Annotated in this window: 20 protein-coding genes and 2 tRNA genes; 8 read left to right on the plus strand and 14 right to left on the minus strand. The window is 68.4% G+C overall.

What is annotated here, in order from left to right:
- Nucleotides 1-10: 10 nt before the first annotated feature.
- The 3 genes from CI089_RS16625 to msrA form a co-directional block, all read right to left on the minus strand.
- The gene (locus CI089_RS16625) at nucleotides 11-502 is read right to left on the minus strand and encodes a DUF6993 domain-containing protein (RefSeq protein ID WP_256977822.1); all 492 of its coding nucleotides are present in this window, start codon (nucleotides 500-502) and stop codon (nucleotides 11-13) included.
- A gap of 38 nt (nucleotides 503-540) precedes the next feature.
- On the minus strand, nucleotides 541-1032 hold the full coding sequence (ssb, locus tag CI089_RS10930; protein ID WP_094261607.1) for a single-stranded DNA-binding protein: 492 nt from the start codon (nucleotides 1030-1032) through the stop codon (nucleotides 541-543).
- 153 nt (nucleotides 1033-1185) lie between these two features.
- Nucleotides 1186-1713 carry a peptide-methionine (S)-S-oxide reductase MsrA gene (gene msrA, locus CI089_RS10935; protein ID WP_094261608.1) on the minus strand — a complete coding sequence of 176 codons (528 nt, stop codon included), beginning with the start codon at nucleotides 1711-1713 and terminating at the stop codon, nucleotides 1186-1188.
- 116 nt (nucleotides 1714-1829) lie between these two features.
- Between msrA and CI089_RS10940 the strand changes: the two genes are divergently transcribed.
- Nucleotides 1830-2090, plus strand: a complete 261-nt coding sequence (locus tag CI089_RS10940) for a hypothetical protein (RefSeq protein WP_094261609.1) — start codon at nucleotides 1830-1832, stop codon at nucleotides 2088-2090.
- A gap of 29 nt (nucleotides 2091-2119) precedes the next feature.
- Here CI089_RS10940 and yczR read toward each other — a convergent pair whose 3' ends face one another.
- A complete protein-coding gene (gene yczR / locus CI089_RS10945) occupies nucleotides 2120-3529 on the minus strand; it encodes a MocR-like transcription factor YczR (protein ID WP_094261610.1) in 1410 nt (469 codons plus the stop codon).
- Nucleotides 3530-3590: 61 nt separating this feature from the next.
- Here yczR and yczE point away from each other — a divergent pair, with 61 nt between their 5' ends.
- Entirely contained in the window at nucleotides 3591-4253 is a 663-nt protein-coding gene (gene yczE, locus CI089_RS10950; protein WP_094261611.1) for a membrane protein YczE, read from the plus strand.
- Here the strand turns inward: yczE and CI089_RS10955 are convergent.
- Nucleotides 4234-4446, minus strand: coding sequence for a methyltransferase (locus CI089_RS10955; protein WP_233494886.1), 213 nt, complete (start codon nucleotides 4444-4446; stop codon nucleotides 4234-4236). The genes yczE and CI089_RS10955 overlap by 20 nt on opposite strands.
- Nucleotides 4447-4557: 111 nt before the next feature.
- Here CI089_RS10955 and CI089_RS10960 point away from each other — a divergent pair.
- Nucleotides 4558-4630: transfer RNA gene (locus CI089_RS10960), tRNA-Arg, on the plus strand.
- Here the strand turns inward: CI089_RS10960 and CI089_RS10965 are convergent.
- The 7 genes from CI089_RS10965 to CI089_RS10995 all read right to left on the minus strand — a co-directional run bounded on the left by CI089_RS10965 (nucleotide 4604) and on the right by CI089_RS10995 (nucleotide 12057).
- Nucleotides 4604-5347 carry a hypothetical protein gene (locus CI089_RS10965; RefSeq protein ID WP_094261612.1) on the minus strand — a complete coding sequence of 248 codons (744 nt, stop codon included), beginning with the start codon at nucleotides 5345-5347 and terminating at the stop codon, nucleotides 4604-4606. The genes CI089_RS10960 and CI089_RS10965 overlap by 27 nt on opposite strands.
- Nucleotides 5348-5413: 66 nt before the next feature.
- Nucleotides 5414-7078, minus strand: coding sequence for an ABC transporter substrate-binding protein (locus tag CI089_RS10970; protein WP_094261613.1), 1665 nt, complete (start codon nucleotides 7076-7078; stop codon nucleotides 5414-5416).
- Between the two features lie 44 nt (nucleotides 7079-7122).
- On the minus strand, nucleotides 7123-8049 hold the full coding sequence (locus CI089_RS10975; protein ID WP_256977827.1) for a carbohydrate ABC transporter permease: 927 nt from the start codon (nucleotides 8047-8049) through the stop codon (nucleotides 7123-7125).
- Nucleotides 8046-9074, minus strand: coding sequence for an ABC transporter permease (locus tag CI089_RS10980; protein ID WP_094261614.1), 1029 nt, complete (start codon nucleotides 9072-9074; stop codon nucleotides 8046-8048). The genes CI089_RS10975 and CI089_RS10980 overlap by 4 nt, the downstream gene beginning before the upstream one ends.
- 42 nt (nucleotides 9075-9116) lie before the next feature.
- Nucleotides 9117-10205 (minus strand): Gfo/Idh/MocA family protein, encoded by a 1089-nt coding sequence (locus CI089_RS10985; RefSeq protein WP_094261615.1) that lies wholly within the window; start codon nucleotides 10203-10205, stop codon nucleotides 9117-9119.
- Nucleotides 10202-10930 carry a cupin domain-containing protein gene (locus CI089_RS10990; protein ID WP_094261616.1) on the minus strand — a complete coding sequence of 243 codons (729 nt, stop codon included), beginning with the start codon at nucleotides 10928-10930 and terminating at the stop codon, nucleotides 10202-10204. The genes CI089_RS10985 and CI089_RS10990 overlap by 4 nt, the downstream gene beginning before the upstream one ends.
- Complete coding sequence (locus CI089_RS10995) at nucleotides 10927-12057, minus strand: Gfo/Idh/MocA family protein (RefSeq protein ID WP_094261617.1); 1131 nt, start codon at nucleotides 12055-12057, stop codon at nucleotides 10927-10929. Before CI089_RS10995 ends, CI089_RS10990 begins: the two co-directional genes overlap by 4 nt.
- Nucleotides 12058-12178: 121 nt before the next feature.
- Between CI089_RS10995 and orn the strand changes: the two genes are divergently transcribed.
- The 5 genes from orn to CI089_RS11020 all read left to right on the plus strand — a co-directional run bounded on the left by orn (nucleotide 12179) and on the right by CI089_RS11020 (nucleotide 14051).
- The gene (gene orn / locus CI089_RS11000) at nucleotides 12179-12802 is read left to right on the plus strand and encodes an oligoribonuclease (RefSeq protein WP_094261618.1); all 624 of its coding nucleotides are present in this window, start codon (nucleotides 12179-12181) and stop codon (nucleotides 12800-12802) included.
- A gap of 38 nt (nucleotides 12803-12840) precedes the next feature.
- Nucleotides 12841-12916, plus strand: a tRNA-His gene (locus CI089_RS11005).
- 27 nt (nucleotides 12917-12943) lie between these two features.
- On the plus strand, nucleotides 12944-13294 hold the full coding sequence (locus CI089_RS11010; RefSeq protein WP_094261619.1) for a metallopeptidase family protein: 351 nt from the start codon (nucleotides 12944-12946) through the stop codon (nucleotides 13292-13294).
- Nucleotides 13285-13584, plus strand: a complete 300-nt coding sequence (gene clpS / locus CI089_RS11015; protein WP_094261620.1) for an ATP-dependent Clp protease adapter ClpS — start codon at nucleotides 13285-13287, stop codon at nucleotides 13582-13584. The genes CI089_RS11010 and clpS overlap by 10 nt, the downstream gene beginning before the upstream one ends.
- Entirely contained in the window at nucleotides 13581-14051 is a 471-nt protein-coding gene (locus CI089_RS11020; RefSeq protein WP_256977829.1) for a DUF2017 domain-containing protein, read from the plus strand. Before clpS ends, CI089_RS11020 begins: the two co-directional genes overlap by 4 nt.
- On the opposite strand, the gene CI089_RS11025 is transcribed toward CI089_RS11020, so the two are convergent.
- Complete coding sequence (locus CI089_RS11025; RefSeq protein ID WP_094261621.1) at nucleotides 14052-14630, minus strand: hypothetical protein; 579 nt, start codon at nucleotides 14628-14630, stop codon at nucleotides 14052-14054. It abuts the gene before it with no gap.
- Complete coding sequence (locus CI089_RS11030) at nucleotides 14605-14925, minus strand: hypothetical protein (RefSeq protein ID WP_094261622.1); 321 nt, start codon at nucleotides 14923-14925, stop codon at nucleotides 14605-14607. Before CI089_RS11030 ends, CI089_RS11025 begins: the two co-directional genes overlap by 26 nt.
- Nucleotides 14926-14962 lie beyond the last annotated feature (37 nt).

The following is a 14962-nucleotide window of genomic DNA, read 5'->3' on the forward strand; positions in this document are numbered from 1 at the left end:
AGACCGCGACTCACCAGTCGATGGGGCGGGTCTGCCCGATCAGGCAGCCGCCGCTCGGCAGTTCGGGGAGGACCATGGCGGTCGGTGCGGGGGTCGACGGACCGACCTGCCCGACGAGGCACTCCCCCGCCCAGAGCACCGAGAACTGCAGACTGTCGACGGGATCATCCACCGAGGTGCGGTCGGCCGTCACCTGCATCGCGGACTTGTCGAAGCCCGCCGCCACGAGCGCGTCGATGTAGGCGCGACCCGCGACGCTCTCGGGGCCCGCGGCGACCTGGTTCATCACCTGGGTGAACAGCGGCAGATTGTCGGCCGCCGTGCTCTCGGGCGACAGGGGCGCAGGGCCCGCCGTCACCGTCGGCTCGGCGGTGGGCGCGGCGGATGTGACGGGGGGCTCCTGCGGGAAGAGCATCGAGCATCCGGCGAGGGATGCCGCGACGACGACGGCGCCGGCCGTTCCCACCAGAGAGCGGGCCAACGGAGAACGAAGCAGGCGCATGCCTGGATTCTAGACGGCCGGACCCGTCGCCCCTCGCCTCAGAACGGCGTCGAACCGGCGGTGTCGGCGACAGGTACCGCCGCGACAGCCCACTCGCCGTCTGCCGCACCGGGATCGACCGCGGCCGGGAGGCTCGTCGACGCGGCCGCGGTTTCGGGAGCGACGGCATCCGCGCGCGGGGTGCGTTGGAACGTCGCCGTTCCCCACTTGAGATCCGGACCGATCGCGTCGGCATCGATCTCGATCTCGATGCCCCGTTTCTCGCCCGCTTCCCATTCCTTCAGCCGCAGCCGCCCGTCGACGATGACGCGCTGCCCCTTGCGCAGGGATGCGAACGCGTTCTCGCCGAGCGCGCGGAACACGCTGATCCGGTACCAGTTGGTCGTGCCGTCGACCCACTCGCCGGACTGCGCGTCTCGGTAGCGTTGGCTGCTCGCGAGACGGAAGCTCGTGACCGGGATGCCGCTACCCGTGCGACGCTGCTCGGGCTCGGTGGCGATGTTGCCGATGACGGTGATGCGATCTGACATGAGTGCTCCTCAGCAAGGCACGGACGGGAACGCTCCGGCACCCGAGTGCCCGTCGAGTGCCGGAGCGCTTCCAGCTTCGGGGCCTGCCGCGCAACGACGTGGGCGGTTCTGCACATCGGTGCAGAACCGCCCACCAATCGCGCTGGGGAGGAGTCAGCTGCGGGCGTACTCCGCGAACCGGGCGCGCACCTTGTTGACCTTCGGAACAGCGACCGCGAGGCAGTACCCCTGCCCCGGGTTCTTCGCGAAGAAGTCCTGGTGGTACTCCTCGGCGGGGTAGAACGTGTCGGCGCGCTCCATGGTCGTCACGACGCCACCACCCCACATCTCGTCGGCGCGGTCGCGCGCCGCGGTGAACAGCTCGAGCTGCGCGTCATCGAGCGGGAACATCGCCGAGCGGTACTGGGTGCCCACGTCCGCGCCCTGGCGGTTCAGCTGGCGCGGGTCGTGCATCGTGAAGAAGGCGTCGAGGATGACATCGGCCGGGATGACGTCGGGGTCGAACGTCACCGACACCGCCTCGGCATGACCGGTCGTCCCCGTGCACACCGCCTCGTAGCTCGGGTTCGGAACGTGCCCGCCGATGTACCCCGACACGACCTCGGACACGCCATCGAGCGCGCGATAGGCGGCATCGAGGCACCAGAAGCAACCGCCGGCGAGGATGAATGTGGTGGTCATGGAAAGCTCCGTTCTCCCGCTTGCGCGAGGTCTCACCCTAGCCAACCACCGCTGCCGCCCGCGTGTTCCCGCGGATGTCGGAACCCCTCCCTAGCCTCGATCGCGAGGAGGAAGTGATGTCGTGGATGCAGGCGCAGATCGATCGGCCCCCGGCCGCCCGGGCGCAGCCGCGAAGCAGGCTCGTCGCGGTCGGCGCCGACCGCTGGCGGGTCGTCGCGGCCGACGGCCACGTGCAGGGTCTCGTCGAGCGCGTCGAGACGCCTGCCGGAGACCGGTTCCGAGCCCTCCGGTTCCACGCGCCCTCACGTGCTTTTCGAGCGATCGGCGAGTTCTGGCGCATGAGCGAGGCGTCTGACACCCTCCGCCTTTCCCGCTGACCGCCGCCGGCGGACCAGCTCGGCCTGCGTCACACCAGGGCGTCCACGGGCGCCGGCCCCGCCGTCCGAGCCCCGCTCGCCACGCGGGCCCAGACCGAGGCCAAGACCTCGACGGCACGCTCGAGATCGGCCGGTGACGCCGTGAACGGTATGCGCAAGCGGTTCTCGTGTCCACCGTCGACAGCGAATCGCTGACCGGCGCTGAGATAGACCCCCGCTGCGCGCGCTCCCAGAACCAACGGACCGCTGAGCGGCGCCGGCAGACCGACCCACAGGGCGACGCCGCCGGATACCTCGGGGACGTCCCAGTCGGGCAGCCTGTCGCGCAGGGCAGCTCGCGCTGCGCGGTAGCCGCGCGAGAGCAGTTCGGCGCGCTGGGGCAGGATCTCCGCCATCCGCGGGATCAGCCTCGCCGCGACCTCCTGCTCGAACTCGGGCGTGCCCAGGTCCCGTGCCGGCCTCGCCGCGTGCAGCCGACGGATGACCTCGGGCCGAGCGCGGACCCACCCGACGCGCAGGCCGCCCCATACGGTCTTGCCCAGCGAACCGATCCGAACCACGTCATCACCGCGCAGCGCTGCGGCCGCCTGCGTGCCGAACGACAGCTCGGCGGTCGTCTCGTCCACGACGAGCGTGCAGCCCCGCTGGGCAGCATCCCGCAGCGCATCCTGCTCGGGGACCGTCATCGAGCGACCAGTCGGGTTCTGCAGAGTCGGCATCAGGTACGCCAGCGCCGGTCGTGTCCGTCGCGCAGCTTCGTCCAGGCGATCGAGATCCCAGCCGCGCTCCGTCGTCACGGGCACGGCCACCAGCCGCGCGCCGGCGGCCCGCAGAGCCTCAGCCGCGTGCGGGTAGGTCGGGGTCTCGACGAGCACACGATCGCCGCGAGCCACCAGCACCTCCGCGATGAGGTGGATGGCGCTCTGCGCGCCCGCGGTGACGAGGATCTCCTCACGCGAGGTCGGGATGCCGCGCACGGTGTAGCGTTCGGCGATCGTGTCGCGCAGGCGACTCGACCCGAGCGTGTCGTACCCGGTCCGCGACACGAGCCGGGCGGCATCCGACGCCGTCTCCGCCATGACGCCGGCCAGCCCGGGCCAGGCACTCGGGCTCGCCTGCTGCAGGTCGATCGACCCGGGGGCCGCGAACACGGTCCCGCCGCCGCGCGACGGCTGGGCTGTGGTCACGCTGCCCGAGCCCCGCAGGCTCTCGATGTGACCGCTCGCACGCAGGCTCGCGTATGCGCTCGCCACCGTCGTGCGACTCAGCCCGAGCGTCTGGGCGAGGGCGCGCTCGGCGGGCAGCAGCGTGCGCGCAGCGATGCGGTTGTCCAGGCAGAGCAGTCGGATGCCGTCTGCGAGCGCCTCGTAGGCCGGTTCGCGGGTGCGCCATCCTCCGAGCGCCGTTTGCAGCGACCTGGCGGAGATCCGGGAGTGCATATGGCCACAGTACGGGAATTGGCCTCTTTCGCTATGGCCAATCTCGGGATGCAATGGACGAGTGACCCTCCGCTTCTCGCAACTCGTCGTCGGCCTCATCCTGTTCGGTATCGGGTGCGCCGTCATGGTCGATGCCGGGATCGGCCTGGACCCGTGGACGGTCTTCGCCGAAGGAGTCAGCACGAACACCGGCATCGGGATCGGCTGGGTCGTGAGCATCACCGGTTTCCTGGTGCTGCTCCTGTGGATCCCCCTGCGTCAGAAGCCGGGCGTCGGCACCGTCGCGAACATCCTCGTCGTGGGCGCCGCCATGCAGTTCGCCCTCCCGCTCATGAGCACGCCCGATGCGTGGCCGGCACAGCTGGTCATGTTCCTCGCCGGTACCGTCCTGGTCGGCGTCGCATCGGGAATCTACATCGGGGCTCGGCTGGGTCCGGGCCCCCGCGACGGGCTGATGACCGGCATCCACCAGCGCTGGGGCTGGCCCATCTGGGCCGGCCGGCTCGGCGTCGAAGCGACCGTGCTCGCCACCGGCTGGCTGCTCGGAGGAACGGTCGGTCTCGGCACGGTGCTGTTCGCCGTGCTCATCGGGCCGATCGTGCATGTGAGCCTGCCGCTGTTCGACCGAGGTGCACGCGTCGGGGTGCGTCCGGCTCCCGGCCCCCGCGAGGGCGACGCCAGTGCGGCGACGGCGGCGACCCGGCTCAGTGCTCCCGGAACGTAGGCCAGTCCGCGCCCGGCGGCATGTGCGCGTGCAATGCGTTCTTGGCGATCTCCATCGTGGGGTAGGTGCCGAGCTCGGCATCCGCACCCGCCATCGTCACGATGTACTCATCTCCGCGGTGGCGGATCATTCCCGCCACTCCCCCGGCGCCGTACGCCACCCACAGTGCGGTCGATCGTGTCTGCGCGTTCATCATCGAACTCCTTCCGACACCCGCAGGCTACGCCCCCGAGCGCCGAGGAACCAGAGACGTGCGGCGACCGGACCGACACAGGCCTCGGCGCGCGATAGCGTAGAAGCATCCGCCTCCGTAGCTCAGTGGATAGAGCAGCGGCCTTCTAATCCGTTGGTCACAGGTTCGAATCCTGTCGGGGGCGCTCGAGCGCTGCGGAGGCCCGCCGCGTGAACCTCCGCGCAGTGTCGGCCATCAGGGGGCGCGCCATCAGGGCGAGCAGGCCGGCGAATGCCCACAGGAAGAGCAGCACGGCGACCTCGCTCACCACGATCGCGAGGAACACCGCCACGATCAGCAGCGATAGGACACCGAGCGTGAAACGCCACTGGGACGCGAGCTGCGCCACGGCGATGCGGGCGGCATCGCGCGCGCGGAATTCGAATCCCGCCGTCAGGACGACCATGTGCCCACCCCAGACGAGGATCAGCAATCCGAGAACGCCGTAGAGCGGGCGAAGCGCCGCGCCGCCGTCGACCCCGTCGAGGTGGATGAGATTGAAGGCGAGCACCGCGAGAGCCACGGTCGCCGGCACCGCCCACCGGAGGGTCGGCACGAAGTCACGGCGGTACGCGCGGACGAAGTGGCGCCCGGGCGACAGGTCGGTGCGCGGCACCATCGCTGCCGCGACTCCCGCCACGAGGGCGGGAGCCACCGGCAGCAGGGCGACCACGAAGAGCGGGATGTTCGACGGATCGCGGTCGAGCAGCATCACTGCGACGATGGCGGGCAGCGAGGCGATCAGCAGTTGCGCCTCCAGCACCATCTGCCGGTAGACGAACGCGGCGCCGCGAGACAGCGGACCGCGTCCCACCTCGTCGGCCGGGTCGCTTCGACGAGTCGTGGTGGTGTCGACATCCATTTTCCTCGGCTCCTTCGCTCGGGAGACGGGGCGGCCGGCCGCGGTGACGTGGCCGGCCGCCTTCGCTCATCCCTGATTCTGCGTGCGCTCGAGCGCCGTGTTGAACGTCTCGATGAGCTGGCGGGATCCCAGGCCCTCGAGCTCGGCGACGTACGCGTCCCAGTCGTCCTCGATGGAGCGTTGACCGGTGATGAACGACGCGGTCGCCGCGTGAACGGCATCCGTCAGCTGCGTCTGCAGCAAGGAGGTCTGCTCGAGCTCGATCTCGTTGAGCAGCGGCGCCGGAGCGGTCGGGAGCTGTTCCTTCTTCGCGAGCTGCTCGGCCGTCCATTCAGCGATCTCGTCGGTCATCATCGAGAGCACCAGCTCCTGGGAGGAGCCGTTCGCGAGGAGGAAGACGCCGTTGCTGTACCCGTAGTCGGCGTTGAGAAGCTGGGGCGCGCCGGCATTGATCGAGCTCCACGCGATGTCGTCCATGAGCTTGCGCGTGCCGTCGGCTTCACGCGTGAAGGTCTCGCCCTCCACGCCCCACTGTGCGAACTCGAGGCCCTCGTCGGAGTAGTAGAGCCAGTCGACGAACTGCAGCAGAGCCTTGAAGTACGGCTTCTCCGCCGCGGCGCTCGAGATCAGGATGCCCGACGTGAAGCGACCGCTCGGCAGTTTGTCGCCCGCCGGTCCGCCGGGGAGCGAGAGCAGGCGGATCGGGACATCGCCCTGGCCCGAGTCGGCGAACTTCTGCCGATACTCCGCGATCGTCTGCGTGTTCCCGGAGATCGCGGCCGACTTGCCGGAGATGAACTTCTGCACCGCCTGGTCGTCGCTCTGGGTGATCTCCGGGTCCAGGACGCCCGCCTCGACCAGGGCGGCGGCATCCGACACGACCTGCTTGTATCCGTCCGACGCACCCGTGAACACGTACTCGCCGGCATCCTGGTCGTACCACGTGTTCGCGTAGCCCCAGCCCGCTGCCGTCGGATAGTTCGGAGCCATGATGCTCAGCAGAGAGCCGAGCGGCGTCGCATCCGTCCATCGGTCCGACATCGCGTAGTCGAGCTCCGGGTTCGCCTCCTTGACCTTCTCGAGCTGCTCGAGGTATTCGTCCCAAGTCGCGGGGTCTTCGGTGATGCCCGCCTTCTGCCACAGGTCCTCGCGGATGGCGACCGAGTACTGAACGTCGGGCACTTCGCGCAGGCCCGGCAGGTGGTAGATCTTCCCGTCCTCCTGCCGGCGGTTCCGGAGGTCGTCCTCGAGGCCCCAGTCGGCGATCTTCTGCTGGAAGTTCGGCATGTAGTCGAAGTAGTCGGAGACCGGCAGGATCGCGCCGCCCGAGACGAACTGCGTCTCGGATCCCGCGTACGTGGAAGAGATGATGTCGGTCGCCTCGCCGCTGCCGATGAGCAGTGATTTCTTCTGATCGAAATCGGCCATCGGGATGTCCGTCCGGGAGAACGTGACGTTGTGGTCGTTCTCGAGATGCTGGAAGAACGACCAGTCGTCCTTCACCGGATAGTTGGGGTGGTCCCGGTACATGAGCGAGAACTGCACGGGTTCGGTCGCCGCGAAGGTCATGCCGGCCTCGAAGTCCTCCATCGCACCGACGGACTGAGCTTCTCCGATCGTGGCGCCGTCGGCGGCGGGATCCTCGGTGCCGGGACCCGAGCAGGCGGACAGCACGATCGCAACGGCTGCCAGCCCCGCGGCACCGGCGAGGGTGTGGCGAGTGATTTTCATTGTGTTTCTCCTCTGTGTGAACGTCGTCGTTCGACGTAGGGGATTCAGCCCTTGACCGACCCGAGCATCACGCCCGAGACGAAGTAGCGCTGGATGAAGGGGTACAGGCAGATGATGGGAAGCACCGTGAGCAGCATCGTGACGGCCTGGATGTTCGAGGCGACCTGTGCGGACTCGCCGCCGATCGCCTCCTGCACGCCGGTCGCGGCCGCGATCAGATTCCGCAGATAGACCGTCACGGGGAACAGCGTCTTGTCGTCCAGGAAGAGGAACGCGTTGAACCACGAGTTCCAGATGCCGACGGCGTAGAACAGCGTCATCGTCGCGAGCACGGCCTTCGACAGCGGCAGCACGATCCGGAAGAAGATGCCGTAGGTCGTGAGCCCGTCGATCGCCGCGGCCTCTTCGAGCTCCTCGGGGAAGTTCTCGAAGAAGGACTTCATGACGAGCAGGTTGAACACGCTCAGCGCGCCCGGCACGACGACCGCCCAGATGCTGTTGCGCCACCCCAGGTAGTTCGCGATGAGGATGTAGTTGGGGATGAGGCCGCCGCCGAAGAACATCGTGAACACCGCGATGCCGACGAAGAAGGTCCGTCCCTTGAGGTAGGGCTTGCTGAGCGCGTAGGCGTACGTCGTGGTGATCGCCATCGCGATGACGGTTCCGACGATCGTGTAGAGGAACGTGTTCCCGTAGTTCGTCCAGAACGTCCCGTCGTTCATGACCACGCGGAAGGTGTCGATGTTGAAGCCGCGCGGGATCAGATTCACCTCGCCGGCGGCGATGTACCCCTCGGACGAGAACGCCTTCGCGACGAGGTTGATGAACGGGTACAGCGTGACGACGCACACGAGGACGAGGGCGACGGCGTTCACCACCCGGAAGGCTCGGTATCCCGGCGACTCCCGGATGATGCCGGTCTCCCGGCGCACGCGTGCGCTGTCGGGCTTCGGGGGCAGGGCTTCGGTCACCACAGCGAGGTACCAACCAATCGACGAGAGAGGGCGTTCGCGCCGAGGACGAGCACGAGGCCGATGACCGCCTCGAACAGGCCGATGGCCGTTCCGTACGAGAACTGGGCCGACTGGATGCCGACGCGATAGAGATAGGTCGAGATGACGTCGGCCGTCGAGTAGATGAGCGGATTCTGCAGGAGCAGCACCTTCTCGAACCCGACGGCCATGAAGGAGCCGATGTTGAGGATGAGGAGCACCATCATGGTCGGGCGGATCCCCGGCAGCGTGATGTGCCAGGTCTGCTGCCAACGATTCGCTCCATCGATCCGAGCGGCTTCGTACAGCTGATCGTCGATGGTCGTCAGTGCGGCGAGGTAGAGGATCGTTCCCCAACCGACGGTCTGCCAGACCTCCGACGAGACGTAGATCGAGCGGAACCACTCGGGCCGTTGCATGAACGGGACGGGGTCGCCGCCGATCGCCTCGACGACCTGGTTGACCGTCCCGTTGAGTGCCGTGAGCTGCAGCACGAGACCGGCGACGATGACCACGGACATGAAGTGAGGGAGGTACGAGATCGTCTGCACGATCCGCTTGAACCGGCGCGAGCGCAGCTCATTGAGCATGAGCGCGAGCACGATCGGAAGAGGGAACGTGATCAGCAGAGTGAGGCCGCCCAGGACCACCGTGTTCCAGAACACCGTCCAGAACTGCTGGTTCGAGATGAACGCCTCGAAGTAGTAGAAGCCCACCCACTCGTCGCCGAAAATGGACCCGCCGGGACGGAATCGCCGAAAGGCGATCACATTCCCGAGCATCGGGATGTACCGGAAGACGAGTAGGAAGACGACGGGCGCGAGCAGGAATGTGTAGAGGCGCCAGTCGCGGGCGAGAGCCCGACGCCAGGTCTGCTTCGCGCGGGGCGTGCGATCGCGCCGGAACGGGCGCCGCTTGGCCGGCGCCGTGGTGATCGCGCGCGTCGCGGTACCGGCGGGTGGGGCATCCCCCAGCCGCAGCGGCGTGTGAACGGATTGCGTCATTCGGAACTCCACATCCTCGTGGTTCTCGCGAGCGGGTCGCCGCTAGGGGGTCAGAAGAGGCACGCGGGCGTCCGAGCCGATCACGGTCGCTCCCGCCTGCGCGTGCAGGCTGAGCTCCGCCGCCGTCAGTGCGTGCGCCTGGCTCATGGCGGTCTCGGTGCCGTCGAGGCAGTCGCGGATCAGCCGCCCGAAATACGGGAACCCGGTCATGCCGTTCGCGTTGAAGCGGCGCTGGGTCTCCTGGTTGACCAGGAGCACCTGACCGCCACCGTTGTCGGTCGTGATGTCGATGTACTTCCGCAGCTCGATGTACCCGTCGGTGCCGAGCAGCAGCGTGCGCCCGTCGCCGAACACGCCGAGGCCGTCGGGCGTGAACCAGTCGACCCGCACGTATCCTGTCGCGCCGTTGTCCAGGACGACGTGCGCGTCGCCGAAGTCCTGCAGGCCGGGCGTCTCGGGATGCGCGTAGTTCGCGACCGTCGAGGTCGAGACGCGACCGTTCGTCGCGCGCGTGTAGTGAAGGATCTGGTCGAAGTTGTGACTGCCGATATCGCACAGGATGCCGCCGTACTGCGCGGGGTCGTAGAACCAGTCGGGTCGGCCGCCGCCGATGCGATGGGGGCCGAAGGACACCACCTGGATGACGCGGCCGATCGCACCGCGCTCGACGAGCTGGTCGGCGAGGATCGCCGCCTCGGAATGCACGCGCTCGCCGTAGTACACGGCGTACCGCAGGCCGGTCCGCGCGGTCGCCTCCCGGACGGCATCCAGCTGGGCGAAGGTCGTGAGCGGGGCTTTGTCGACGAAGGCGTGCTTGCCCGCCTCGATGGCCCGGAGACCGATCGGAGCGCGCTGCGACGGAATCGCGGCCGTTGCGACGAGCCGAACCGCGGGGTCGTCCAGCACCTCCTGCTCGCTCGTGGCGATTCGTGCCGTCGGATACTGCTTCGCGAAGGCTGCGGCGCGTGCGGGGTCCTCGTCGAAGACCCAGGTCACGGTCGCGCCGGCGCCGATCAGGCCGTCGGTCATTCCGAAGATGTGGCCGTGATCGAGACCGACGGCGGCGAAGGCGAACTCGCCGGGCTCGACGACCGGCCTCGGGAGGGGGTCGAAAGTGTAGGAATGGCTCATCGGAGGTTCTCCTGGTCTGTCAGGTCATAGGCGCGGATGCGTCCGCACATGCCGAATGCTCGGTCGGTAGTGGCTGCCGGCGCCTCCTGGGCCAGCGCACCGCGGAGGTGGGCGACATCGCCTCGGGCCGTCGCGTCGGCGAGGGTCAGCGAGTGCTCCGCCTGCGCGAGGGCTCGCTCGCGCACGATCCGTCCCCAGGCGGCGGCGCGGTGCCGGACGAGTGCGCCGGCGCTCTCGTAGAAATCGTCGAGGGGGGTGCGATCGCCCGCGACGACCGCATCGCGGAGGGCCTCGAATCCCGTGACGGCGAGGTCGCGACGCCGGGCGGCGCGTGCAGCCCGGCCCTCCCCCTCCCCCAGTGCCACCGCATCCGCGTACGCGTCCGGGTCGCCGACGACTTCCGGGGGGAAGGTCATCACCGCGTCGCCCGCCTCCGGCAGGCCCGCATTGCTCATCAGCACGAGGACCTTCAGGCCGCCTCGGTTCACCGCCCGGTGGATCGTGCCCGGGGTGAACCAGACGACCGATCCGGCCTCCAGGTTCGTCTCCCGGTATCCGTATCGGTCGATCGTCTGAAGAGCCCCGTGCCCCTCGACGACGAGATAGGCCTCGGTCGAGACGAGGTGGATGTGGGGGCTGCCGCCGCAGACGCCGTCGGGGGCGGCGTCCGCGTAGATGTCGAGGTGCGAGAGAGAGGTGCCGCCGGGGAATGATGAGGCGGTCACGACGCCGCCTCCACGAGCGAGCTCTGCTTCTCGTAGAAGTGCGGTGCGCGCTCGACGAGTTGGCCGGCACGGTAATAGGGGTCGTCCGCCGCGAGCGGAAGCTCCACGAAGGTGCGCTCGATGCCCGCTTTGTAGATCGCCGCGACCACCTCGATCGCGTTGCGGCCGTCTCGCCCACCGGCGATGGGGTCACGGCCGTGCCTGATCGCGCTCATCACATCGGCGATCTGTCCCGTATGCCCGGAGTGCGCGAGGGGCTCCCGCGCGGCGACGACGCCTTCGATGGCGGCCACCACATCGGGATCCCCGCCCTTCGCGGGGAATCCCCCGCCGTCGGCGCGCTCGGCGATCACCCGCCACGGCTGCGACACCCGGGCCTTCGCGCCCTGGATGACGATCTCCTGCTCCTCACCGTGATGGACGACGGAGCTCGTGAGCTGAGCAAGCCCGGGTTCGTAGCGCAGCACCGCGACGGAAAGGTCTTCGACCTCGCTGTTGTCGTGCTGCGCGTTGGCGAGCATCGCGGTGATCTCCGTCGGACGGCCCAGGAGCCACAGGAGCAGGTCGATGTGGTGGATCGCGTGGTTGAGGGTGCAGCCCCCTCCTTCCTTCTCCCAGGTCCCTCGCCACCAGAGGTCGTAGTACGGGAGTCCCCGCCACCACGCCGAATCCACGCGCACGGACGAGATCGACCCGAGAAGCCCCGAGTCGACGACGGCTTTGAGCGTCGCGAGATCGTCGCGGAACCGGTTCTGCGCGACCACGGAGAGCACCTTGCCCGAGCGCTCCTGCGCCGCGAGCATCGCGTCGCATTCCTCGAGCGAGGGTGCCATGGGCTTCTCGACGAGGACGTTCACGCCTGCGTCCAGGGCCGCGATCGAGAGAGTGGCGTGGGTCGACGGAGGAGTCGCGATACTGACGAGGTCCAGCTCGGCCTCCGCGATCATACGCAGGGGGTCGTCGTACCCGACCGCCCCGCCGATGCCGAACTCCGTCGCCTTCTGCGCGGCCTTTCCCGGCATGACGTCGCCGAGGGCGACGATCTCGCACTCCCCGGGGAACGCGAGATACCCGCCGATGTGGGCGCTGGCGATGCTGCCCGTGCCGATGATGCCGATTCTGAACATGCTTCCTCGCACTTCTACTACGTATTACTACGACGTAGTAGTCATGATGGCCACATGTGCTGTGCGCGGTCAACAGTTTTCTAAAACGACCGTGTCGCGGGCGGTCACTAGGATGGGCGACATGGTGGGAACAGCCGAGAACGACCGTCTCGTATGGATCGACTGCGAGATGACGGGGCTGGATCTCAGCGTCGACGAGCTCGTCGAAGTGGCGGTCATCGTCACCGACTACGAACTCCGACCCCTCGACCCGGGCTTCCAGCTCGTCATCCGCCCCAGTGAGGAGGCGCGAGCGAACATGGGCGACTTCGTCACCGCGATGCACGAGTCGTCGGGCCTGCTGTCCGAGCTCGACGCGGGCGTGCCCCTCGCCGACGCCGAGGCGGCGGTACTCGAGTACATCCAGCGCTTCGTGCCGGAAGGCAAGGCCGCCCTCGCGGGCAACACGATCGGTACCGACCGGATGTTCCTCGCGAAGTACATGCCCCGGGTCGACTCATGGCTGCACTACCGGAACGTCGACGTCTCCAGCATCAAGGAGCTGTCGCGACGGTGGTTCCCCCGCGCATACTTCCAGGCACCGGCCAAGGACGGCGGACACCGGGCGCTGGCCGACATCCGGGAGTCGATTCGCGAGCTCGCCTACTACCGATCCGCGGTGTTCGTGCCCGAGCCCGGACCCACGAGCGACGAGGCTCGGGCAGCCGCCGAGGCCGCCGTGTCGTCGTATGCCCCATCCGTGTAATACAATCGTCTGGTTGCCCGGTTTCACCGGGAGACATGGTGGCTATAGCTCAGTTGGTAGAGCACCGCGTTGTGGTCGCGGGGGTCGCGGGTTCAAGTCCCGTTAGCCACCCCACGTAAACACCCCGGTCCGGGAGTGCAGATGATCGAGATGGATGTCGAGGAGTTCGAGCTCCTCGTCACCGACGAGCTCGACCGCCTCCCCGACGACATGGTCGACGGACTCGACAACGTCATCTTCGTCGTCGAAGACCGCCCCGAGGACGGCAGTCTCGACCTGCTCGGCCTCTACGACGGTTACGCTCTCACCGAGCGCGACCGCTACGGACAGGGCGAGCTGCCCGACCGGATCATCGTCTACCGCGAGCCGCACCTGCACGCCTGCGACGACCTCGCGGGCCTGCGCGACGAGATCCACACCACGCTGGTCCACGAGATCGCTCACTTCTACGGCATCGACGACGACCGCCTGCACGAGCTCGGATGGGCCTGATGAGCACCGCCCTTCCCGACCTCGACATCGAGACCGACCTCCGCGCTGCGCCCGACGTACCGTGGCAGACCGTCGTGTGGAACGACCCGGTGAACCTCATGTCGTACGTGGTCCACGTCTTCCGAACCTACTTCGGGTACTCGCGCGACCGCGCGACGCAGCTCATGCTCTCCGTCCATCATGAGGGGCACGCAATCGTCGCCGAAGGCCCGCGAGAAGCGATGGAAGCGCACACGCGCGCGATGCACGAGTTCGGCCTCTGGGCGACGGTCCGGCGGGCGGACGCGTGACCGCGTCCGTCGTGTTCGCGCTGCCCGCAGCCGAGGCGGACTATCTCCGGGAACTGGTCGACCAGTACCTCGAGCTGGTCGCTGCCCCCGAAGATCCTCGCGACCCTGCCGCCAAGCGTCTCTCCCCCGATGCGTACCCCGACGATGCGGATGCCGCGGCGGAGTTCCGAGAACTCACTCGAGACGATGTCGCGGCGACACGCGCCGCCGACGCGCGTCTCGTGCTCGCCACGCTCACGAGAACTGCGGAGGATCGCTCGGCTGACGGGGCATCCGGGGACGAGCTCACGCTCGATCCCCCGGAGCAGACCGCATGGCTCCGTACGCTCGCCGGCCTCCGGCTCGTGCTCGCGGAGCGCATCGGCATCAGCGACGAGAGCATCATGCCGGTGGGCGATCCACGCTTCGACGTCTACGAGTGGCTGGGTTACCGGCAGGAGATGCTGCTGCAAGCACTCGACAGCTGATCAGACGAGCTCGACCACGTGCGTCGCGAGACCCCGGGGATCGTTGCGCGCGATATGCGCCTCCTCCTGTGCCGCCCAGCGATCCCAATGCGGACGGTAGACCTCTCCGTCGCGGGTCAGGGCACGCCGCTTGCGCACCTCGCCGGGGGCGTCCAACCAGATGCGGACTGTCGCGAAGCCGGCTGCCGCGGCCGTCAGCGCTCCGCTGCCTTCGAGGATGATCGACTCGTCGCCCTTGACCGCGCGCTCCGGGCCGTAGCGGTCTGCTGCCCAATCCCACTGCTGCCAGCGCGCGGTCGCGCCCGTGCGTCGAGGGGCGAGCACACGTGCGACGGCGTACTCCGCACCCGCAGCGAGGCCGTCCCATCCGGGATACAACTCGTCGAGCGCGACCAGCTGCGGCTTCTGCGGGCCACCCCACTGTCGCTGCAGCTCGCGCGCGAGCGTGGACTTCCCCGCGCCGCTGCGCCCGTCGACGATCACGACGTCGCCCGCCGAGACCTCGCCGAGCACGATGCGGATGAGCGCCGCGGTGGTCAGACGCGCGGCGACCCTACTTCTTGAGGGCGCGGATGACACGGCTGAGAGCGCGTCCCACGACCCAGACGAAGGGGATGCCGACGGCGACGAGCGACACGAGGTTCGGCTCGAAACGCAGATCGTCTCCCTTGCGCACGTACGCCCCGACGGGGACGGCGTAACCGCCACCACCACCACCGCTGTTGCCCTCGTCGTCCTCGCCGGCTCCGAAGCCGCTCCACGTCACCGCGACGGGGATGAGCGTGATGCCGCCGACGTCCTGCTGTTCGCCGTAGACGCTGGTGACGCCGAGATTCGCGGTCTGCTTGCCGAGTTCGAGTGCGAGGTTGGGCATGGACCCACCGTACCCTTCTCCGGGCGCCGCAGTACAG

The sequence above is a fragment of the Microbacterium sp. Yaish 1 genome, from assembly GCF_002245215.1.
Taxonomy (GTDB): domain Bacteria; phylum Actinomycetota; class Actinomycetes; order Actinomycetales; family Microbacteriaceae; genus Microbacterium.